This is a genomic window from Bacillus sp. ISL-34 (assembly GCF_018613325.1).
Classification (GTDB): Bacteria; Bacillota; Bacilli; order Bacillales; family DSM-1321; genus Peribacillus.
This window is the reverse complement of the sequence record NZ_JAGGQJ010000042.1, coordinates 16,856-37,605: the sequence shown is the minus strand read 5'-3', so window position 1 is coordinate 37,605 and position 20,750 is coordinate 16,856. Positions and strand designations below refer to the sequence as shown.

Annotated in this window: 17 protein-coding genes and 5 pseudogenes; 7 read left to right on the top strand and 15 right to left on the bottom strand. The window is 36.6% G+C overall.

The window, feature by feature from the left end; translation table 11 throughout:
- Positions 1-1,188, bottom strand: a complete 1,188-nt coding sequence (locus tag J7E52_RS25415) for a PucR family transcriptional regulator (RefSeq protein WP_214751165.1) — start codon at positions 1,186-1,188, stop codon at positions 1-3.
- Positions 1,189-1,435: 247 nt separating this feature from the next.
- Here J7E52_RS25415 and J7E52_RS25410 point away from each other — a divergent pair, with 247 nt between their 5' ends.
- Positions 1,436-2,776 (top strand): nucleobase:cation symporter-2 family protein, encoded by a 1,341-nt coding sequence (locus tag J7E52_RS25410; protein ID WP_214751163.1) that lies wholly within the window; start codon positions 1,436-1,438, stop codon positions 2,774-2,776.
- Positions 2,777-3,098: 322 nt separating this feature from the next.
- Here J7E52_RS25410 and J7E52_RS27550 read toward each other — a convergent pair.
- Both J7E52_RS27550 and J7E52_RS25405 read right to left on the bottom strand, forming a co-directional pair.
- A pseudogene (locus J7E52_RS27550) lies at positions 3,099-3,275 on the bottom strand (glycosyltransferase); the annotation flags it as partial.
- A gap of 11 nt (positions 3,276-3,286) precedes the next feature.
- Positions 3,287-3,994: pseudogene (locus J7E52_RS25405) on the bottom strand (protein kinase family protein); the annotation flags it as partial.
- Between the two features lie 427 nt (positions 3,995-4,421).
- On the opposite strand from J7E52_RS25405, the pseudogene J7E52_RS25400 reads away from it, so the two are divergent.
- Together J7E52_RS25400 and J7E52_RS25395 are read left to right on the top strand one after the other, a co-directional pair.
- Positions 4,422-5,308 (top strand): annotated as a pseudogene (locus J7E52_RS25400) (Vgb family protein).
- A 25-nt stretch (positions 5,309-5,333) separates the two neighbouring features.
- Positions 5,334-5,987: a Vat family streptogramin A O-acetyltransferase gene (locus J7E52_RS25395; RefSeq protein WP_214751161.1), complete on the top strand. Its 654-nt coding sequence runs from the start codon at positions 5,334-5,336 to the stop codon at positions 5,985-5,987.
- 107 nt (positions 5,988-6,094) lie between these two features.
- Here the strand turns inward: J7E52_RS25395 and J7E52_RS25390 are convergent, their stop codons facing one another.
- The 5 genes from J7E52_RS25390 to J7E52_RS25375 form a co-directional block, all read right to left on the bottom strand.
- Positions 6,095-6,325, bottom strand: a complete 231-nt coding sequence (locus J7E52_RS25390) for a GNAT family N-acetyltransferase (RefSeq protein WP_396020319.1) — start codon at positions 6,323-6,325, stop codon at positions 6,095-6,097.
- A 160-nt stretch (positions 6,326-6,485) separates the two neighbouring features.
- On the bottom strand, positions 6,486-6,734 hold the full coding sequence (locus J7E52_RS25385) for a hypothetical protein (RefSeq protein ID WP_309476940.1): 249 nt from the start codon (positions 6,732-6,734) through the stop codon (positions 6,486-6,488).
- A gap of 1,129 nt (positions 6,735-7,863) precedes the next feature.
- A complete protein-coding gene (locus J7E52_RS27195; RefSeq protein WP_286198076.1) occupies positions 7,864-7,995 on the bottom strand; it encodes a DUF6254 family protein in 132 nt (43 codons plus the stop codon).
- Positions 7,996-8,107: 112 nt separating this feature from the next.
- Positions 8,108-8,290 carry a hypothetical protein gene (locus J7E52_RS25380; RefSeq protein WP_214751159.1) on the bottom strand — a complete coding sequence of 61 codons (183 nt, stop codon included), beginning with the start codon at positions 8,288-8,290 and terminating at the stop codon, positions 8,108-8,110.
- Positions 8,291-8,461: 171 nt separating this feature from the next.
- Positions 8,462-9,073 (bottom strand): FMN-binding negative transcriptional regulator, encoded by a 612-nt coding sequence (locus J7E52_RS25375; protein ID WP_214751157.1) that lies wholly within the window; start codon positions 9,071-9,073, stop codon positions 8,462-8,464.
- A gap of 134 nt (positions 9,074-9,207) precedes the next feature.
- Here J7E52_RS25375 and pdxR point away from each other — a divergent pair, with 134 nt between their 5' ends.
- The gene (pdxR, locus tag J7E52_RS25370; protein WP_214751155.1) at positions 9,208-10,587 is read left to right on the top strand and encodes a MocR-like pyridoxine biosynthesis transcription factor PdxR; all 1,380 of its coding nucleotides are present in this window, start codon (positions 9,208-9,210) and stop codon (positions 10,585-10,587) included.
- 267 nt (positions 10,588-10,854) lie between these two features.
- Here pdxR and J7E52_RS25365 read toward each other — a convergent pair.
- Together J7E52_RS25365 and bla are read right to left on the bottom strand one after the other, a co-directional pair.
- Positions 10,855-10,948, bottom strand: a pseudogene (locus J7E52_RS25365) (FMN-binding negative transcriptional regulator); the annotation flags it as partial.
- Positions 10,949-11,080: 132 nt separating this feature from the next.
- Entirely contained in the window at positions 11,081-12,058 is a 978-nt protein-coding gene (gene bla / locus J7E52_RS25360; protein WP_214751153.1) for a class A beta-lactamase, read from the bottom strand.
- 312 nt (positions 12,059-12,370) lie between these two features.
- Between bla and J7E52_RS25355 the strand changes: the two genes are divergently transcribed.
- Together J7E52_RS25355 and blaI are read left to right on the top strand one after the other, a co-directional pair.
- Positions 12,371-14,185: a BlaR1 family beta-lactam sensor/signal transducer gene (locus J7E52_RS25355; RefSeq protein WP_214751152.1), complete on the top strand. Its 1,815-nt coding sequence runs from the start codon at positions 12,371-12,373 to the stop codon at positions 14,183-14,185.
- Complete coding sequence (blaI, locus tag J7E52_RS25350) at positions 14,166-14,546, top strand: penicillinase repressor BlaI (RefSeq protein ID WP_214751150.1); 381 nt, start codon at positions 14,166-14,168, stop codon at positions 14,544-14,546. Before J7E52_RS25355 ends, blaI begins: the two co-directional genes overlap by 20 nt.
- Positions 14,547-14,915: 369 nt before the next feature.
- Here blaI and J7E52_RS25345 read toward each other — a convergent pair whose 3' ends face one another.
- Entirely contained in the window at positions 14,916-15,752 is an 837-nt protein-coding gene (locus J7E52_RS25345) for an alpha/beta fold hydrolase (protein WP_214751148.1), read from the bottom strand.
- A gap of 222 nt (positions 15,753-15,974) precedes the next feature.
- Positions 15,975-16,495: pseudogene (locus J7E52_RS27325) on the bottom strand (NADPH-dependent FMN reductase).
- Between the two features lie 684 nt (positions 16,496-17,179).
- Between J7E52_RS27325 and J7E52_RS25335 the strand changes: the two are divergent.
- Entirely contained in the window at positions 17,180-17,338 is a 159-nt protein-coding gene (locus J7E52_RS25335; protein WP_214751146.1) for a hypothetical protein, read from the top strand.
- Positions 17,339-17,838: 500 nt separating this feature from the next.
- Here J7E52_RS25335 and brnQ read toward each other — a convergent pair whose 3' ends face one another.
- The 3 genes from brnQ to J7E52_RS25320 all read right to left on the bottom strand — a co-directional run bounded on the left by brnQ (position 17,839) and on the right by J7E52_RS25320 (position 20,713).
- Complete coding sequence (gene brnQ / locus J7E52_RS25330) at positions 17,839-19,200, bottom strand: branched-chain amino acid transport system II carrier protein (protein WP_214751144.1); 1,362 nt, start codon at positions 19,198-19,200, stop codon at positions 17,839-17,841.
- 91 nt (positions 19,201-19,291) lie between these two features.
- On the bottom strand, positions 19,292-20,251 hold the full coding sequence (locus J7E52_RS25325; protein WP_286198077.1) for a proline dehydrogenase family protein: 960 nt from the start codon (positions 20,249-20,251) through the stop codon (positions 19,292-19,294).
- Between the two features lie 306 nt (positions 20,252-20,557).
- Entirely contained in the window at positions 20,558-20,713 is a 156-nt protein-coding gene (locus J7E52_RS25320; protein WP_214751142.1) for a hypothetical protein, read from the bottom strand.
- Positions 20,714-20,750 lie beyond the last annotated feature (37 nt).

Genomic DNA, 20,750 nt, shown 5'->3' with positions numbered 1-20,750 from the left:
CTAGTCATGTAATAATAACTTCGCAGCTTTTATACTAAACTGCAATTTAAAAGCAATATCCCTCGATTTTAAATCAACTCCTAATAAGTCTTCAATTCTAGACAAACGGAACTTTACAGTATTTCGATGAACAAACAAAGCCCGTGCCGCGTCTTCTATTCTCCCTCTTGAAAATAGATATGTTTCCAGCGTTTTTAACAACTCCCCCTCATTTTCCCTATCATATACAATAATCGGCTGAATCATGGATAGCACGTATTGAGTTATGGCATCCTTAGGGATTTGATTTATTAGATCTTCAACTTCAACGCTTGCGTAATCATTGATATTAGTCGGGTTGACCCTCGAGCCAAGTTGAATGGCCTTTTTAGCTTCAATAAACCCTTCTTTCATATTGTAGATTTCTTTTTTCACCTTGCTTAACCCCATCGATAGTGAAGTGCCAGGATTATCTTTGGATATAAGACCTTCGAAAAGGATGGCAATTCTTTGAGCCTGCATAAGCAGGTGTTCATCAGTCACCATTCCTTTTCCTTGCAGGATAATCAATTGACCATCGAAGTCGATATTCCAATACTTAAAATCTTCCCTTTCCGTTTGGTTTAATTTCTCCAACATTCTGCCAATTGGAAAGAATGAATCCCCTTCTTCTTTCGTTCCGTTTATTAAGAGCAGAATATATGGCCTATCGGGATTAAAGCCAAATTCCTGTAATTGGGGGATAAAAGATGAACTCCTATTTTCCCCATTCAAAAGAGAATGAAAAACTTCAACACTTCCTTTTCCATTGTTTTTCACTTTCTCCTTATTAACAAGTTCATATGTAAAGCTGAATAATAAGTCGGATAAAGGCATTTCATAAGGAATCTCCAGCAATGGGAAATTGTACTTGTTCGCTTCTTCCACCATTCCAGGAGGAATCGTAGAAAGAAACCGCTTAATCTTGATAGCTAATCCAGCACTTCCTCTTTTCGACAATTCCCTAACAAGATTGATTTGAGCATTCAGGTCATCCTTAAACACATAACCAGTTGTCAGTAGGAGTTCCCCTCGTTTAATCCATGATATATCCGGATGATCCATTATACTTACTGAATTAATTACCCGAGTTAACCCTTGACTTCCTCCAATAACTTCCACTTGGTTTAGGGCAGGAAGTTTCAAAGCTTTTTCGATCGTTAAATACATATTTCTCCCCCTATTCTTCTTAATTATATACAGAATGAACTTGAATGAATATTCATATTTTTCCAAAAAATAGTCTTGATTTAGCATTATGGCGGTGATAATATAAAAATACACCGATTTTGTAAATAGCGTTTCTTAATAAGCAACAATACAGCCATCCATAAGGAAGTATTTACAAAATCACAAGGAGGCGATTTCGTTACATTCATATAATTGGAAAGTCGTGACTAATTAAAAGGGGGCAAACATGGAAAAATTGAGCAAAGTAAACACGTTATTGTTAGGTTTACAGCATGTTTGTGTAATGTATGGAGGAGCGGTAGCTGTTCCACTAATCGTCGGTCCTGCAATCGGCTTGACACAAGAACAGATCATATACCTGATCTCGTTTGATTTACTCGCCTGTGGGATAGTCACCTTGCTTCAAGTTATTGGCGGTAAAGGATTTGGTATAAGATTACCTGCTTTAATGGCTGTTTCTTTTATCGTGGTTGAGCCAGTAATAGCCATAGGATCGGTCCATAGTATAACCGGGGTTTTAGGCGCAGTTATGGTATCCGGAATAATTGTTGCCATTTTATCAGGAGTAATTGGTAAATTAATACCCTATTTCCCACCAATTGTTGCAGGGTCCGTCATATTAATTATAGGCGTGTCATTAATGCCAGTTGCCATGAAAAATGCAGCGGGTGGAGTCGGTTCCCCCACCTTTGGAGATCCTATGAATCTAATGCTAGCTTGTTTTACACTAGTGAGTTTTCTTTTATTGAATACACTTACTAAAGGTTTCTTGAAAGCGGTTTCAGTTCTTTTCGCCATGGTTCTTGGCACTATATTGGCTGGTTGTTTAGGTATGGTCGATACCTCTGGCTTTTTAGAGGCCAGCTGGTTTACAATGGTGACTCCTTTTTATTTTGGGGTACCTACCTTCGACTTTTCATCTATTATCACTATGACAATCATATCTTTAATCATAGCTGTGGAAAGTATAGGCGTCTTTTTGACACTCGGGGAAGTATGCGGGAAGGAAATAACCGAAAAAGATGTGGAAAAGGGCCTCCGTGCAGAAGGAATAGGGAGCTTCATAAGCGGTATCTTCAACTCTTTTAACCATTCTACCTTCTCACAAAATGTTGGCTTGGTCTTGCTGACAAAGGTAACTCAGCGCTCGGTAGTAGTCACGGCAGGTTGTATCCTAATCTTTCTAGCTTTTGTGCCTAAGGTTGCCGGTCTTACGACGATGATCCCTTTACCCGTTCTGGGCGGGGCCATGATACCAATGTTTGGCATGCTTCTATCTGCAGCTTTGGGGATGGTAGCCAAAGCGGATTTAAGCAAACCTTCCAATCAATTGACGATTGCACTTGGAATAGGAGTCGGTCTGGCAATCAAGGGGGTCCCGGAAGCATTCGATAAATTCCCGGAAACAGTCCAATTAATATGTGGAAACGGAGTGGTGATGGGTACAATAACACTGGTTGTGTTAAATGCCATCCTGAATGGAAAAACAAATCCATCTATTACACACCATCATTCCATACCCGAAATTCAACCAAGTATGAGCCAGAATATTAATATCCACCCTTAGAAAGTAGCGGACAAGGCAATTCTCTAAGGGTGTCTAGTTGGCTAGGTTCTCCAACACTTTTAATTATAACCTTATTCAGGGAATTTTCAAACAAATAATACAAGCACCTTGCAACAGCCTATTTAATAGGTAAGCAAGGTGCTTTTTTTATTCAATTTTAGGGCAAAGCCTGATGGCTTTTCGACTTGTTTCATTTGAAAAGAGATCGATATAACCCTCCGGAAATTCGGAAAATCATTCCTGAACTTCTCCCCCTGCAGCACCAGTGACAAGTATTTTAGTAAGCGCAATTCTCATATACTCTTGATTGGTTATACAGTTATTTTTTCCAAACTTCAAGTATTTCAGATCCTACTCGATCCCATTCATATAAGGTAAGGGCAAGTTCTAAGCCTCGTTCGCCCATTTTTTTCATTAGTAATCTGTTTGATAGAATTTCTGTAATCTTCTCTGTAAAACATCCAGGATCTTCTGGATTCTCTACTACAAGCCCATTCTCTTTTTTTAGCTCCCATTTGACCAGCCATAATCTCGGGTGCACTAATCCCCAATATTCATTTCCTTGTTGTGCTAACTCTAGATAGCTTGATTCATTTAATTTTTCTAAGCTTCTTTTTGCTTGTTCTTCGAATTGTTCTAAAACATTCAGCAAATGGGAGCTTGCAGGCATTTCTTCATATGCATTAGCAATGTTTCGAAACCAATCCATTTTATTAATGACTTTTTGATAAGTCGCTGGCCATTTATATAATCTGGATGCAACTTCAGCTTGTTGAGGCGGAACATAACCTTTGCTTAAAAGGCGGAATTCGCCGAGAGCATTACAAAGGTGTTTGGCTCTTTCCAAATCTTTTGTTACAGGTGCCAATGATTCGATCCACTCAGCGACGAACCATAACTTCCCTCCTGCCTCAACATAATCATTTCCTCTTTGGTTTTCACGCTTCCTTAACATTAACTAAATATTCTTGAGCTCCTAAGCTAAACATACTTCTTTGGTCTTCTGTGTAAAAGCTTTAAACTCTTTGGCCCTGAACTTGTTTCCATTTTCCATATAGAGCCGCCTTTATCTGGTTTTGTTGTAACAACTTGAATGTTCTGAACGGAGAAACCGTAATGTTCAAGAACTTCTAGTGACATTTTTTCAATATATTCAGGAACAAAAAACTCATGAGTAAGTTCATCTTCTTCCCAAGGCACAATTATTGCTTTCTCCATGAAAACCCCTCCTGTGATATATATAAAAGTATTTTCCGCCAAAATAAGGGTACGGTCACGACAGATTCATTATGTTCTAATATCATGTTGTATCCATATACAAGCATAATTTTCTAATGTTGAATATTGTTCTTTATTAAATATGTGAAAAAAAACTTTTATATCGGACATTTCACCCAAATTGTTAGGTAATTGGGTTCTGGTGCAAATATGACCTGTTAGAAACATAGAATCTCAATAACCTTTTCATCTATGAATTATGGAGCTACTCTACATAAATTATGTATGAATTAAAGTCTCGCCTTGGACAGACTTCACCCCTTGCTGAAGTTGTCAGAATAAGCTGTGCAAAAACTTTTTCACAGGATTTTAATTATTTTATAACGAATTACTAGAAGAATTTCATACAAAAAGAAGGAGGAATATAGTGGGGATAAAAATTGACGAATACGAACTTCTTGACATAGATTCAGGCCCTTATGGAATAACTGCCGGAAAAGATGGTGCGCTATGGTTTACACAACATAAAGCAAATCAAATTGGTCGAATGACTGTTAACGGTGAAGTCACTCATTTCGTTGTTCCTACACCCGATGCAGGTGTGCTACTATAATCTCCACAACTCAGGGTGATGTATGGTTTACGGAAAATAGGGCGAATAAAATTGGTAAACTGACAGTAACAGGTGAAATCATCGAATATACTCTCCCGAGTCCAAATTCAGCACCTTTTGGAATAACTGAAGGACACAATGGAGACATTTGGTTTACCGAAATGAATGGAAATAGAATAGGGAGAATTTTACCATCAGGTAAAATTATTCAGTATGATTTACCGAGTCCTGGCTCTTATCCCTCTTTTATTGTTGCTGGACCGGACGGCGCCCTTTGGTTTACTGAGAATCAGAGTAATCAAATTGGTCGGATTACGATGCTCGGAGAAGTGACTAATTACATTTTGCCAACAAAACATGCTGGTCCTGTAGGTATTACAAGTGGACCGGACGATGCACTCTGGTTTGTGGAAATTAACGGAAATAAAATCGGTAGAATAACTACCACTGGAACAATAAGTGAATATACCATCCCTACTGCAAATGCCCGCCCACACGCAATAGTTACGGGTCCTGACCGTGCTTTATGGTTCACTGAATGGGGAAGTAATCAAATTGGTCGAATTACAATGCAAGGTGAAATTACGGAATATCTAATTCCTACACAAAATGCGGAGCCACATGGAATTGTATTAGGACCTGATGGTGCCATTTGGTTCGCTGAGGAGTGCAATAAGATAGGTCGGCTAAGTTTATTATAAAAATCCTGAAAGGCAGTGGATATCCATGGAATCAAATAAGCAACATGGGCCAAATCCTAAAGATAAATATCCGATTAAGGGAAATTCCGTCGTGCAATTTATAAAAAATACAATTACTAGACCAAACATTATTGTGGGTGAATACTCATATTACGATGCAAGAAATGGTGAATCTTTTGAAGATCAAGTGTTATATCACTACGAATTCTTCGGTGATCGACTTGTCATTGGGAAATTTTGTGCCATAGCACCTGGTGTAACGTTTATTATGAATGGAGCTAATCATAGAATGGATGGTTTTTCAACCTACCCATTCAATATTTTCGGAAACGGTTGGGAGAAATATACGCCAACGTTAGATCAGTTGCCGTTTAAAGGTGATACCATAATTGGAAATGATGTTTGGATAGGATTGGATACTGTCATTATGCCTGGAATAAAAATAGGGGATGGTGCAATTGTAGCAGCCAAATCCGTTATTACCAAAGATGTCGAGCCTTACACCATCGTTGGAGGAAATCCCGAAAAGAAACTTAAAACCCGCTTCTCAGAAGAAATCATTAACGAATTGCTGGATATTAAATGGTGGGATTTAGATATTGCTATCATTTCTGCTCATATTGATGTGATAGTAAATGGAGATATGGAGAATCTAAGAAAATTTTTTAAAAAAATATGACAAAGTTACAACTTCCGAGAATCCGTGTTCGGCAGAAAAAGTAATAAGATTCTTGTACCACAAACGGGAGTATTAATGGAGGAAAAATCACAGAAGTTATTAACTTTTTATAAGAGAATAGCAAATTCATATGATTTATTAGCATTAAAATTATTAAGAGGATGCTCAATCCATGATAAAGCATCCTCTATAGTGTATGGATAAGGTAGGTACAATGTATTTTTATAAATATTATAATTATTACAAAGTTTAGTAACAGCTACTGCATCAGATTTTTGAAAAAGTCTTAGTACTAGCCTTTTAGTGGTAATTGTTTTATTTAGATTATCATATATCATAAGAATCCCCCCTTAATTTTGGATACTAATTCTTACATACATTTACTATAATTATCCAAAAGTTCTTATTCAACTAACTGCCCCGATAGTTCCCTAAAGAAAAAGCTGCCTTAAAGACAGCTCCGATTTTCAGCTAGCGCACCTGTTAGTGGAATAAGGGTTAACGATTTTTTTTTGCATACATTCTTGCCATTGTCGAAGGTGAAAATTTAATTCTATATTTCCCTTCAAGTTCTTTCTTAATTTTTCCTGTTAAATTTAATCCTTGTTTATTGTGTTCTTCTTCAAGTTCAATCCCATTAGGAAGCAATTTATCTTCATCCCAATCAATCCATTCTCCATACATATTTACCCATTCAATCAATTCTCTTATTAACTTATTTGAAATCGGAATGTCTTCTATATCCAAGTTACAACCACATTGATTGCACCATATAGGGTCCGCCCCAACATCACCTTCAACTTTTAACTCATCTGTTTTTTTTGTTCACAAAAACATTCCATTATTTTCCGACTCCTCTACTACACGCTTTTTTATTATATTTTACATTACTTTTTGTTAAAGTAACCCTTCCCCGTTAGTCAATAAGAAAAGCGATTCTTATTAAAGAATCGTGCCCGATTGTATAAAAAAACATCCGAGAATGAATATGCAGAAAAATACCTTATTCATAAAATGTGCTTCGGTTTCATATTTCTATAATATTTTCGCGCTAAAAATACACTTGAAAACAGTGCGAATGTATATGTTTTTCCCGCAAAACTCCCCAATGAGGGATTCTGTTATAGGTTCTCACTTCAGGCCTTTTCCTTTATCCCTTTTCGTTCATGTAAAATTTCTTGAATGATTTCAATATGAACAAAAGACCATGATTTTTCATGAAAGTGAAGAAATACACTTATGGAAAGAATGGAAATATAAATTAATATAAAGACAACCCAAAGCAAACTCCCATCTTTAAAAAGGAAATCTTGCAATTGTTTTGAAAACAGAAAAAAAAGCCAAGGTCCAGAGGATATTATAATAGGAATGATTCCCGATCCGTTTTTCTCTTTTATCATACAATAATAAACTTTTTTTAACGTACCGCTATCAATCGAACTGTAAAAATTTTGAATCTCTTCCACTTCCATTAGTTTCTTCATACATTTGAAAGATCGGTCTTTGTATGAGACTTTTTTTAATTGAAGATAAATTTTATGAGCATCTCCACGTAACGAAATCATATATCTAATCTTTTCCCCCCTTCCAAAAAACTCCTTACTAAAGGCTTTGTCATAATTCGTATTTTTATGTAGTCATTGTCTTTTGAATTTTACAGTATCTACATCAGGGAAGACATACGAATTATTGTCGATACTATTACCATAAAAAAAACCAGCTTTATATGCGTATATGTAAACCTAAAAGGTCATAATTTTCATTCGCGATAATTATGACCTTTTAGGTAACGACAAAGATAGGGTACCCCAAGGAGTGACCTCACTATTATGTGGGGCTCTGACTCTTTGGGATGGCCGTTCATTATTAAACAGTATTACTTAGTTTCAGATTCATTTTTGTCCATATCTTCATCTAATTGTTCAAATGATCTGACCTTACCATGTGGATTCTGCGATTGTTTACGATCTTTCCATTCGCGTTCTTGTTGTCGCTTAGATTGAGTCATCTAATATGCTCCTTTACATTAAGTTCAGTACACAGTATGAAGTATGATAAGCCTCCACCCTTTGTACTCGGTGCAGGCATCACTTATTATGTTCGAGTCTGGCAAGTATTAATTAATGCATGCCTTTCCACTCACCTTGATTTTTAGATGCTTTTTCTTTTTTTGCTTTATTTTTATGTGCTTGATTAGCGTTTGCACTGCCAAATTCACGAGAGAATTCTGAATCAGTTTTGCTTGAATCAAATCCTTGTTTGTTCTTTTGGTCTGCATCATTTTTCTTTGTTCGTTTTGCCATGGATACCCCTCCTTCTTATCTTTAGTATGAGATCAGAAAGAAGAAATATACTCCGATTAAAACCGATAGTAACATGAACCCGTCATGTAATTCGGGGAAAAACAAAGTGAATAATAAGTTCCAGTTGAGTTATTTCAGCTAACGCAACCGTTAGTGCAGTAACATTCACCGTTATTTTTTTAGGTTTGCCTTCATTAAAAAGGAAATTTTTTGCTCATCCGTATTTTGGATCTGTTCCAGCTGATTAATAACTAGCTCTTGCCGATGTATTGAATGGTTTTGACTTAACTTCGCTTTCCCCTCTATCTTGTTGATCTTTATTTTGAAGCCTTGAATTCCTTTGTTCATCCCAGCGAGAAAGTCAGCGTCTAAATCTTGCAATTTGTATGAACTATCAGGGGCTTCATATTTCAATACCATGTCATGCAAGGAATCCGTTAACTCCTGTTCATCCTCAATAAGTTCGGCTTCGCCGTATACATGAACGGTCACATAATTCCATGTTGGTACTGCTTGATTCGTCTCATACCAAGAGGAAGAGATATAACAGTGAGGACCATGAAAAACGGCTAAAACTGTTTGATTTTCAATATCTTTCCACTGAGGGTTCGGACGAGCAAAATGACCATACAAATAACTTTTCTCTTTATTCAACAGCAGTGGTAAATGTGTAGCAAACGGAATGCCTTCATACATGGAAAACAATGTTGCAAAACCATTCTCCTGTATTACATCATAGGCTAATGCTAATTCCTTTATTTCAAATTGCTTAGGGATATACATAAACAATCTCCTTTCCAGCCATTAAATCTACCTTGAATAATCAATAACCCTCATCTGTAAAATATGGTATTATACAAACTGACATATAAAAAGGTACAATTATAAATAAGTATACATGTCAAAGGAGATCGTAAATGATAAATACCATCTTTGCCTTTAAGGATGATTCTCCCAAATACAAACAAATTTACGAGCAGTTTAAGTTATTTATTGAACGGGGTGACATACTTGCTGATGAACAATTGCCATCCATTCGTCAACTTGCAGATTCCCTTCTAGTAAGTCGAAATACGACATTAATGGCTTATGATCAACTTGTAGCTGAAGGCTACATTCGTGGAGAAGGGAGAAAAGGTTATTTTGCAAATGAATTGGAGCCACTTTTTTCCCAAGAAGAGTTATTTCCTCATAATAAAAAGCAAAAAGAGTCAGTGACGCCTTCCCTCATTGATTTCCGGGCAGGTGCCGTAGATCAAGCACATTTCCCTCTAAAAGTTTGGAGGAGGATTTCCAACCAAGTATTAACGTTACAGGAGAGCTTTCAATATGGCGAACCCTTTGGTGAGTTGTGCCTACGTGAACAAATTGCCACATACTTACTCCAATCTCGTGGGGTGAAAACAGATGAAAATGCCATTATTATCGGCAGCAGTACCCAACAAATGCTTATCAATCTTGGGCATATACTGAAGGATGATTTTCCAGGCATTACAGTAGAAGACCCTGGATATGATGGCGCTAGGGAAGCTTTTCAATTCCATTGTTTTACGATTGAAACTTTACCAGTTTATGAGGCTGGTGCTGATTTTTCACAATTGGAACAAATGAAATCACGATTAATCTATGTAACACCTTCCCATCACAGTCCATATGGGGTAAGCATGTCCATTCAACAACGGCAAACGCTTATTCATTGGGCTAACAAAATGCATGGGTATATTATCGAAGACGATTATGATAGTGAATTCCGCTATACACAACAACCATTTCCAGCTCTCGCATCCATTGATTCTGTAAGAGTCATTTATCTAGGGAATTTCTCAAAGTCCTTTCTTCCAGGAATTCGTCTAAGTTATATGGTGTTGCCAGAGCCACTCTTAAACCATTATAAAAATCAATTTCTTCATTTCGAGAGTACCACTTCACTTCTTAGCCAACTCACAATGGCTAAATTCATGGAAGAAGGAGAATGGAATCGCCATATCAAACGTATGCGTCTTGTTTATAAACGAAAAATGCAGCACTTGGTATCATTATTAAAAAAGCACTTCGATCAAAATATATCCATCATTGGTGAGCAGTCCGGTTTGTATTTATTAATCAAAGTACATCTGAAACGTTCAGAAGAATGGCTATTAGAGCGTGCTTCCCTTCATGGAGTTAAAGTGTATCCTACCTCACTCTACTTCATTGAAAATAATACCGATAAACCAATTATCAAACTTGGTTTCAGTAATCTTTCTTGCGAGGAAATCAAGCTTGGCGTGGAGCTCCTAAAAAAGGCTTGGTTATAAAAACACATTGTATTTTTGTAGGCAAATCATGGCTTTTAAATACAGGTTCTTATTCCACTCCCACTAAACCTGCGTCGTAAGCTAAAAAAGAAAAGAGCTAATCACCACCTCAGCTCTTTAATAAACTAACGCACCCATTACTTTAATACAAACTTTTACAATTTGAAGAATATGCCGATATGACAGCTCCGTTCCGTTCTCTAATTCTTGCATCTGATGGTTTTTATTTAACCCCAAAGGCAAATGAATGGGGATTGGTTTCCATTATTCTGTTGTGACAATCGTGCCAAAAGAGTTTTTTTTGAACAAACCCCCAAATTTCATCAACATTCGTGACCTTAAAATATTTTGGAACATACATAATAATCCACCTTTCTTATATGAGAGTTTTGGTCATTATAAAGTCCATTTGTACTCTTAGCCAACCATGCTGCATTTCTTTCATGGGAGTTGAAGAAGGGTCACCATAACAATCGTTATAGGAATTAATCCACTAAAAAAGGCCACTTAAAGTAGCCTTTTTTATTACAATCATATTCTTTTTATTTTTGACTTTAAGGGCCTTAATTACTTCTTCTGTTGCCTCAGCAATAAGGTCGTCGTTATAATCAGCATCTTTTTTATCACGACTTGAAAGTACAGCAAGAACAATAGGGTCTCCTTTTGATGGCCAAATGATCGCAATGTCATTTCGCGTACCATATGATCCTGCTCCGGTCTTATCAGCCACTACCCATCCTTTCGGCACTCCAGCACGAATTAACGCATCTCCAGTAGTATTTCTCTTCATCCAATCTATTAAAAGTTCACGTTTCTCAGTTGGAAGTGCATCTCCCAATGTAAAAGCCTGAAGGCTAGTAGCAAGTGCTCTTGGTGTACTCGTATCATGAGTTTCACCAGGATTAACTTCATTTAAATCTGGCTCAAATCGCTCAGGGTTGGTAACATTATCTCCAATTTCCTCCAGTGCTTTTTTAAATCCAGTCGGTCCCCCCAGTTGTTTAAGGATAAGGTTTCCAGCAGTATTGTCACTGTATCGAAGAGAAGCATCAGAAAGCTCCTTAAGAGTCATCCCCGTATCAACATGCTTTTCTGTAATCGGATTATAATTAACAAGATCCTCACGTGTATAGGTAATTCTTTGATTAAGTTCTTCTATTGATTTCTGTCGTAAAAGTGCTCCTACAGCTAGAGCCTTATGAGTAGATACATAAGCAAAACGCTCATCTGGATGATAGGTTACTGTTTGGTTTGTACCAGTATCCAACGCAAAGACACCAAGTTTAGCATCAAATTTTTCTTCAAGCTTAGCAAAATCATGATTAGTGGCAGTTTCTTGTTTTTTGGGTTTAGTTAATTCAGCATTAACGTTATTGTTTGAACAACCTACAAGCGTTGCACATGAAAGAAATAGGACAGGCACAATTTTTCTGAATGCGGAAGCACTAAAAATGTTGCTTAATGATTTCATTAAAATTCAACCTCTTTCTAAAAAAATTTTATTAGGTATTCTCCTGGGATAGCAGCCGGATCTCTTGCACCCTATCTTTTGTTCATGATGCAGTCCTCCTGATTTGATTAGACTCTTATGTACGAGTTGAAAAAACACCCTCATGCAAGGAGTTTTAACAGATTACATTTGTAGTCTTATCGCATCTGTAGTACAGTATTACATATGTAATCAAATAAAGTCAATTCTTTATTTTTTACCCTCAAGCCATATAAATATGAAATATACCTGTTTTTTAAAATTTAAAAGTCAAGAGAGTTGGTATTGAAGGACATGTTTTTAACTCATTTTATAATAGGTCTATTGGTGTCTTCATTTTCCGTTACTGTTATACTACTTATACGAAAATGGTTCGGAAGACAATTAACAGCAAAATGGCACTATCATTTGTGGATGTTTCTTTTTATGGCTTTAGCACTTCCATTCATACCTACTGATTTATATAATTTTAGTTCTCTCTTTAGCCGTGGGGATGCATATCAGACTAATGCACCCAGCTCTAATATGAAAATAACTGGAACTGATATGATACAAGGCCTGCACCTAATACAAGACTTTTCTGTATCGGTCAATCGGCCGGACCTGTCCTTACTTCATATTGGAGTGATGGGTTTATGGATGTCAGGAATGCTTTTATTTACCTTTACTATGGTTCGTGGCTGGCTCACACTTAGAAGGGTAAAGTATTATTCTTCTCCGTTTTCCAATCAAGAAGTTCTCATGCTTTTCGAAGAATGCAAGAAAAGACTACAGATTAAAAAATCAATAAAGATTGTTATTTCTAAAAGAGTCCAATCCCCAATGATATTCGGACTTTTTCAAACATATATTGTCTTACCTTCCCAGCATGAAAACTGGCTTAGCTTAAAAAATTACGAGTATATCTTTCTTCATGAATTAAGTCACTATAAAAACAAGGATTTGCTGACAAATTACGTGGTTTTGTTCTATCAAATCATTTATTGGTTTAATCCCCTTATCTGGCTTGCTTTTAGAGAAATGAGATTGGATCGGGAAATTGCATGTGATACATCTGTTTTACAGTTACTAGATGATGATAATTCATTTAGTGAATATGGAAATACAATCATTAATTTTTTGGATCTTTCAAAACGGTCAAGTAAGCTTCAGATAGTGACACATTTAAACGGTTCGAAGCTTCAAATCAAAAAACGAATTGAACAAATTTCTGCCTATAAGCATTCCACAAAAAAATCAATAAGAAAAAGTGTCTTTATTTATGTGTTGGCCAGTATCATTTTGACAATCCAATTACCTTTCGTTTCCGCATTTGCAACGGAAAATGACCGATACTTTTTTAATGATGATGGAACAGTTTACGAGGATTTACATCAATTTTTTAAAGGGTATGAAGGAAGCTTTGTTTTATATGATCATAACGCACAGCAATATCTCATTTATAATGAAGAGAAAAGTACGTTGCGGGTATCACCTGATTCCACATACAAAATCTATAGTGCCTTATTTGGACTAGAATCAAATGTGATATCACCCGAAGAATCCACCCTTTCATGGGATGGGACTGAGCAACCCTATGCTGCTTGGAATATGGATCAGAATGTCTCATCTGCTTTACAAAAATCTGTAAACTGGTATTTCCAAGAATTAGATCGTAGAACAGGATTCGAAACAATACAATCCAATCTGCAAGAGATAAATTATGGAAATTCCGATGTATCTGGGGGATTTGGTGAATTCTGGATCGAATCCTCATTGAAAATTTCTCCAGTCGAGCAAGTCCAACTGCTGCAAGCCTTTTATTACAATCAATTGGGATATAAGGAAATGAATATCCAAGCTGTGAAGGAAGCCCTACTCTTAGAAAAGAATGAAGAAGCTCGCCTATCAGGAAAAACAGGTACAGGAGCAGTAAATGGAAAAAACATCAATGGTTGGTTTATCGGGTATGTAGAGACGAAGAACAATACTTATTTCTTTGCTACCAATATACAAAATGAAGATGACTCATCTGGAAGCAAGGCGGGAGAAATTACTTTATCAATTTTAAAAGATTTAGGAATCTATAAAGAAAATGGAGGGGAGAAATATGGAGAAAAACATTCCTAGCATATCAGAATCAGAATGGGAAATCATGAACGTGCTTTGGGATAAAGCCCCTCAAGCAGCAAATGACATCATAGTTTCCTTACAGGAGAGTACCGATTGGAAGCCGAAAACCATACGCACTCTTCTCGATCGATTGGTTCAAAAAGATGTAGTAGGTGTCAATAAAAATCTAAGAGTTTACACCTTTTACCCGCTCTATACACAGGAAGAGTGCCGGCGTGCCGAGACCGAATCATTTATCAACCGTATCTATGGAGGTACTCTGAAGTCCATGCTTGTCCAATTCATTCAGGAAGATACCCTATCTGATGATGATATCAATGAACTACGCTCTATTTTAAATAAGAAACCTAACAAGTAATAATAGTAAAAATGTCGATTTGGAATTTTTCCAAATCGCTTTTTTCGGTCGAAATCGCAATAGCTGAGGACATATTTCTCATGTAATTCTCGCTTTCTTCTCTGTAAATACTACGCCCGTTAGTCATACGAAAGGAGCCATTAACTATGAAGGAATAAATAGAAAGGGCATGTTTTGAAAAAAGATTATCAAAACATGCCCTTATATTACTATTAAATTGGATTGTTCTTTTATAAAAAACGCTGACCTTTTTTGTCTTCCTTAATAAACCCGCACTCGTTTTTAAAGTGGTTCTGCTATATTCATGTTGATTTTATCAAAAAAACGATTTTTATCGATCAGCTTGCAACAATTTACGGTCATTTGTAATCAACCCTTTAAAAATGTTAGCAGTGCTTCATTAAATTCTTTGGCATGTGTTGCATTGAACCCATGTGGACCACCCTTTATTAAAGTTACCTTAGAATCAGGAATTGCTTCATGTGTCAGCTTCCCACTATATTCAAATGGAACAATTGCATCTGAATCACTATGAAGAACAAGGGTAGGTATATTAAACTTGGCTAAATCTCCTCTGAAATCCGTTTTGCTGAAAGCAGAAATACAATCTAGTGTCCCTTTAGGCGATGCACCCGCTGCAATATCCCTATTGTAAAGTCGGAATGGTTCACTGACTAAGTCAGTTCGATCTCCAGCAGCAAAAAATCCTCTCGTAAACTCATCAAGAAATGCTAGGCGATCATTTTTTACTCCATTTTCTAATTCTTGAATTACTGCATCATCAAATGCTCCCTCAGCATGTTCTGCTGACTTGTAAAGAAATGGTGGTACAGCTCCTGCAAATACAGCCTTCTCTACTCTATTTGTTCCAAAAGTTCCGATATAGCGGGCTACTTCTCCACCCCCCATTGAAAATCCGACCAGTGTCACACTTTGGAGATCCAAATGCTCTAGTAACAGATGTAAATCAGTAGCGAATGTATCATAATCGTAACCGTTCCATGGCTGAGAAGAGTTCCCGAACCCTCGACGGTCATAAGTTATGACTCTGTATCCAGCCTCAACGAGAGCAGGAACTTGATATTCCCAAGATCGGCCACTTAATGGCCAACCGTGAATTAATACTACTGGCTTCCCTGTACCATGATCCTCATAATATAGTTCAATCGGTGTTTGATTTTCGGTTCCTACAGTAATTTTTGCCATTTTTCTACCTCCAAAAAATATTCCGATATATATCCTATTCTCCAATAATACGGATGAATCCCGTAGCCTATTTATTCACGTTTTATGTTGCGGACTCCAAGCATGAAATCCTATTGTTCCGATGATTCATTTTCTGTTTTTGTAACAATTCCCCATCTAATACCTTTTTTATCATGAATGTAACTTAAAAGAAGTTTATCTAAAACTGATAATCTCCTTTTGTTAAACTAGAATAGGAGTGTGATCGATCCAATGAATAAATTGTTGTAATCGTTTTGTTATTTCGTCAGTAAGCGCTTTCTAATTGAAGTCAATCTTTTCGTGTACTTGCGAAATTAGTACTTTTTGAAATGGAACGACATTAGCTTGCATGGCTTCTAGTATTTGTCTGGTTTAAATTTGGGCAAAGGCAGTACCTATTCCCCCATTGCTCCGATTAAGCCAACGGGTTTTCTACTAAGAACAGCGGACTCACGAGGTCTTGATACCCAGTCCAATGCATTTTTTAGAGCGCCCGGAATTCCTGAATTGTATTCTGGACTCACGATAATAATACCGTCCACTTCTTGAATAGCCGGCTTAAATGATGTTACTGTCTCTGGAACGTCGCCGCTTCTCAGTCTTCGTTAAAGAAAGGAAGATCTTTTATTTCGATCCAACAAAATTGGGCGGAATCATCCATGACTGTCAATGATTCAGCAATGACGTAAACTACCACAAATAAGGCCAATGGTTTTGGTCATATCCCCTCCTTGTTTGAAATACCTATTCATGATACTATACTTTTTCAGTTATGGGCATAGATTCCAATAATGGAATAAAAAGGTTAAGCGAAAATAAGGTTACAGTTCGAAAAGCCTTGAATTCAATAGAATCTAAGGCTTTTTGTGTATGGGTTACATTAATATAACGTCTAGATGAAAAGAATTGAACAATAGGAAAGACAACTAAAGTAAGACAAAGGGTTGCAAATAAAGATATATTTCCAAAATCATTTTTTCTTAAAAAGATAATACGGTCTAAAATCCGAAATATACAAAGAAAATTGTTAAGATATGATAACTTGTTTTTGCACTTGCTGCGGTAATTTCCCTACCCATTTCGTCTTTTTGATCTTTACGTTCAAATCCCCAAGTAGCAAGTTGAAATATGGTAGTTAAAACCACAACCGTTCCTATAACACCTCTTACTCTTATGCTAGTTCCAAGATGGTCTAATTCTAATTCTAATTCTAATTCCTTGTTGAAGGAATTGGCAAAAGCCCTATCCCTGACAGGACAGGAATTAATCTCTGCTGTGAAAATATCGACTCTACGTTAGTTAAATTAAAAAGGGGCTGTCCTAGCAAGCAGGCTCAAATCCTCTGGATATACTGAGGCTATTTGTGAATAATAAGATTGTTAAACAATAGATGAAGGAGGACTTGTATGCAACAGAATCAACAAGCTAAAAAGAACTTGGGTTCTATTATGAAACCAGAATTTAGCGGAACTGATCCACAAAAAGTAAAACAAGAAATTCAAAAAGATGTAAGCGAAGGACAAGGTGCAATGACTTCCCGAGAGGCAGGAGCAATGCGCGATTAAAAAACCACTCTGAGTGGTTTTTTATTTTTTCTGCTTTAAAGTTAAACACTTTACATCTCTCATTTCGATTTGATATAGATGCTGCAAATTTAATATTAAGCGCGGTTGACCTTATGTAAATGGAAAAAGGCTGTTCCGTCTTAGGAACAACCCTTTTCAACTATACTCCCATATCCAATATATAGAAAATAGGGATTGCGATTACATTACTTTGGACCATTTGATTCTACCGCTTTGGTAATCGGACAAACAGTAGCGCTAATATTGCACCTGCAAAAGCCACCATACCGGACCAGAAGAACGCTTGTTGATAGCCCTCGTTAAGAGCGTCTACCGGGTTCACTGCGGTACTGGCGGACGTTGCCGCTGCAATGGAAACCATAATAGCTAGGCCAACTGCTGAACCTATCTGGTAAAAAGATCTGGTTCTGTTTCAATGACCGGTTCCTAAGGAGTAATTTTGTCTTTTTTCCAATTCTGTCCCTTCAACTGGTTGATTATTACGAAACTTTATCATTTTCTTGTCCAGCTATATCAATAATTACGCTGGATTCTTTTTTGGTTTTTGCGACTATTAGCCCAATCAAAAAGCCCACTAATCCTGTGCTAATCCATCCAACGCCATGCTCGAATAATGGAATGAATCCAAATGTATTGTTAATTGCATTTGTTAAGATATGAGCCTCTTTTAAAGAATCAAGCAGAGCAACCAATCCGACTCCTACTACAGTACTCACATATACAGACTGATAACCTTTAAACAGATTATTGGCAAATATTAAAGCAATCAAAGCAATTGCCAAAGGGTAAAGCAGGAGCAATATAGGGGATGCTAAAGTTAAAATTGTATTCAATCCAAAATTTGTAATAATTAACCCTAGGATAGAAAAAACTATTAGCCATTTTTTGTAACTTAAAAGCGGCATAATTCTTTCAAAGTATTCGGAAACAGCTGCTAGGCAAGCAACATTGGTAGTAATCCCTGTCAGAAAAATAACTGTTCCAATAATGTAAATTCCAAATTTCCCAAAAAGAGCGATGGCACTCTCCGCTAGAACTTCCCCACCATTTTCTTTTAAACCAATTGCATCCACACTAGAAGCACCTATCCAAGCCATTGAAACTTGTAAGGCGATTAATCCGAAAATTGTTATGATTCCTGCTTTAATAAATAGCTTAGAAACTTCTTTTTCAGATTTTATTCCTAAAGAACTAATTGTCTTAATGAAAATACCTCCAAATATAAAAGCAGCAAGTATGTCCATTGTATAGTATCCTTGTGTAAATCCTTTTAAGAAAACACCATCTAAGTATCCTTCCTGAGGATTACCTATTTTGCCCATAGGTGTGATAAATGATTTTATAATCAATACTCCTAGCAAAATCGAGAAAATAGGAGTTATAATTTTACCCAAGTTATCTACAAACTTTTTTGTATCCCAAGAGAGTAAAACCGTCAATAGAATAAATAGTACTGAAAATACAAACAGATACAGCCTTTCATTTGCTTCACTTTGAATCAATGGATTTAAAGAAATTTCATAGACAACAGATGTTGTTCTAGGAATAACATAGATAGGTCCCAGTGTCAGAAAAAGCAATATCGAAAAAAATGTTGCAAAGCGTGGATGGACCCTTCCTGCAAGTTTTTCTACAGTACCACCTCCACGAGTTAGTGCAATGATAGCTAGTAAAACTAGCCCAACACCTGTTATCAAAAAACCTCCCATGGCAAGCCAGGTGTTTGTTCCCGCCTGTTGACCTAACATCGGAGCAAATATAACGTTGCCCGCTCCTAAAAACATGGCAAAGAGCATTAAACCAATTGACAGCACTTGCGAAAAGGACACTTTCTTATCCATTGTTATTCCCCCTTAATACTTATGAAAGCTGCGGGAACGGCTGAAAGAGCCCTTCCTAAAATATCCTGCAAATAAATGGCTGCATATTTCTTTATACTTTAGTTGGTTTCTTCTTGCTGATTCTTCCTAATAAAAACGCACCAGCGCCAATACCAATTAATGTGTTCGTTTTTTTGTTAAATGTCTGTTTGGCTACTAAGTTAAGGTTTTGGGGACGCTCCGCCAAACGGCGCATAAAGTACCCATACCAATCCACTCCAAACGGAACGTAAGTACAAAAATTGTATCCTTCCTTGGCTAAACTCAACTGCATATCTTTTCTGAATCCGTAAAGCATTTGGAATTCATATTTCTCTGCTGGTATGTTATTCTTTTTCGCGAACTTTTTCACATGATTAATGATATGGTGATCATGTGTAGCAATGGAAGTAAATTTACCATGCAGGAGATGGAACTCGATTAAATCAATGAAATTTTGATCAATATCTTTTTTGTCTTGATATGCGACATTTTCAGATTCTTTATAGGCGCCTTTTACGATTCTTAACCGGTGATTTTTATATTTTGTAATCATATCTTTCGCATTATAAAAGTAAGCCTGAATAACCGTTCCAATATTATTATAGTCTTTGGAGAGTTCATCAATTAAATCAAATGATGACTGAAGATGACCATGATCTTCCATATCAAAATTGATAAATACATTATTTTTGTACGCATTTTCAACAATTTCCGATAGATTTTCAAGGCAGAAACTATAATCAATATCCTGGCCCAGTTGAGTAGGCTTTAAGGAAATATGGGCATCTAATTGATGCTGATAAATAGCTTCAATAACGGCAAGAATTCTTTCTTTCGCCTGCATGGCTTCTTTCTTTTCAAATACAAACTCACCAAGGTTATCGATTGTTGCAGAAATTCCATTTGCATTCAATTCTTTAACACTCTTCACCATTTCTTCAATATTCGTTCCTGCTACGACAGACTGGGCACCAAGTTTAAGCCCCCATCGTTTTGCACCGCTATTAAGCATCTTATTTTGTGAAAGCATAATAAAAAAATCTTTTGTAATTGTCAAAATAGTTACCTCCATCATTTTGAACGGGCTTTTTACCAATTCAGTTATATTTAGCGTTAATCCTAGGAATTTACTTATTAAGATACAAACATAAAACGCTTTTACTTCTAATTCTTCTTATAAGCAAACAATTCACAGAAGAGAGAGTGTGACCAGCGTTTCGCACTGTGGTACCATATTTGGTTCGAACAGTCACAGGCAGAGCTTCGCACCCCTGTGATTAAAGGGCAGTCTGCAGGAAAAGGGACTCATTATTCACACAAAATTGTTGACGGTCCATTATAAAGATTTGGCTAACTGATAATCGTTAAAGTAAATTACTTCAGTAAGGAATTTACAGCCCTGTACCTTTTCAAAAGTTGATCTTGCTTCTTGCTCTGTGTCAAATTCAAACATTTTGACATTTTTATTGGAATGGATAGTGATAATCCACATTAAAATTTCCTCCAATTCAAATCATCTTGTCTTAGGA

What these genes read in the sequence shown, in the direction of transcription:
- J7E52_RS25325 (WP_286198077.1), bottom strand. Translation starts at nt 20,251, where the DNA reads ATGCTTTCACAAAATAAGATGCTTAATAGCGGTGCAAAACGATGGGGG.
- J7E52_RS25335 (WP_214751146.1), top strand. Translation starts at nt 17,180, where the DNA reads ATGCAACAGAATCAACAAGCTAAAAAGAACTTGGGTTCTATTATGAAA.
- J7E52_RS25375 (WP_214751157.1), bottom strand. Translation starts at nt 9,073, where the DNA reads ATGTATATCCCTAAGCAATTTGAAATAAAGGAATTAGCATTAGCCTAT.
- J7E52_RS25345 (WP_214751148.1), bottom strand. Translation starts at nt 15,752, where the DNA reads ATGGCAAAAATTACTGTAGGAACCGAAAATCAAACACCGATTGAACTA.
- J7E52_RS25390 (WP_396020319.1), bottom strand. Translation starts at nt 6,325, where the DNA reads ATGATATATGATAATCTAAATAAAACAATTACCACTAAAAGGCTAGTA.
- blaI (WP_214751150.1), top strand. Translation starts at nt 14,166, where the DNA reads ATGGAGAAAAACATTCCTAGCATATCAGAATCAGAATGGGAAATCATG.
- J7E52_RS27195 (WP_286198076.1), bottom strand. Translation starts at nt 7,995, where the DNA reads ATGACTCAATCTAAGCGACAACAAGAACGCGAATGGAAAGATCGTAAA.
- J7E52_RS25355 (WP_214751152.1), top strand. Translation starts at nt 12,371, where the DNA reads ATGTTTTTAACTCATTTTATAATAGGTCTATTGGTGTCTTCATTTTCC.
- J7E52_RS25320 (WP_214751142.1), bottom strand. Translation starts at nt 20,713, where the DNA reads ATGTGGATTATCACTATCCATTCCAATAAAAATGTCAAAATGTTTGAA.
- J7E52_RS25415 (WP_214751165.1), bottom strand. Translation starts at nt 1,188, where the DNA reads ATGTATTTAACGATCGAAAAAGCTTTGAAACTTCCTGCCCTAAACCAA.
- bla (WP_214751153.1), bottom strand. Translation starts at nt 12,058, where the DNA reads ATGAAATCATTAAGCAACATTTTTAGTGCTTCCGCATTCAGAAAAATT.
- brnQ (WP_214751144.1), bottom strand. Translation starts at nt 19,200, where the DNA reads ATGGATAAGAAAGTGTCCTTTTCGCAAGTGCTGTCAATTGGTTTAATG.
- J7E52_RS25395 (WP_214751161.1), top strand. Translation starts at nt 5,334, where the DNA reads ATGGAATCAAATAAGCAACATGGGCCAAATCCTAAAGATAAATATCCG.
- pdxR (WP_214751155.1), top strand. Translation starts at nt 9,208, where the DNA reads ATGATAAATACCATCTTTGCCTTTAAGGATGATTCTCCCAAATACAAA.
- J7E52_RS25410 (WP_214751163.1), top strand. Translation starts at nt 1,436, where the DNA reads ATGGAAAAATTGAGCAAAGTAAACACGTTATTGTTAGGTTTACAGCAT.
- J7E52_RS25380 (WP_214751159.1), bottom strand. Translation starts at nt 8,290, where the DNA reads ATGGCAAAACGAACAAAGAAAAATGATGCAGACCAAAAGAACAAACAA.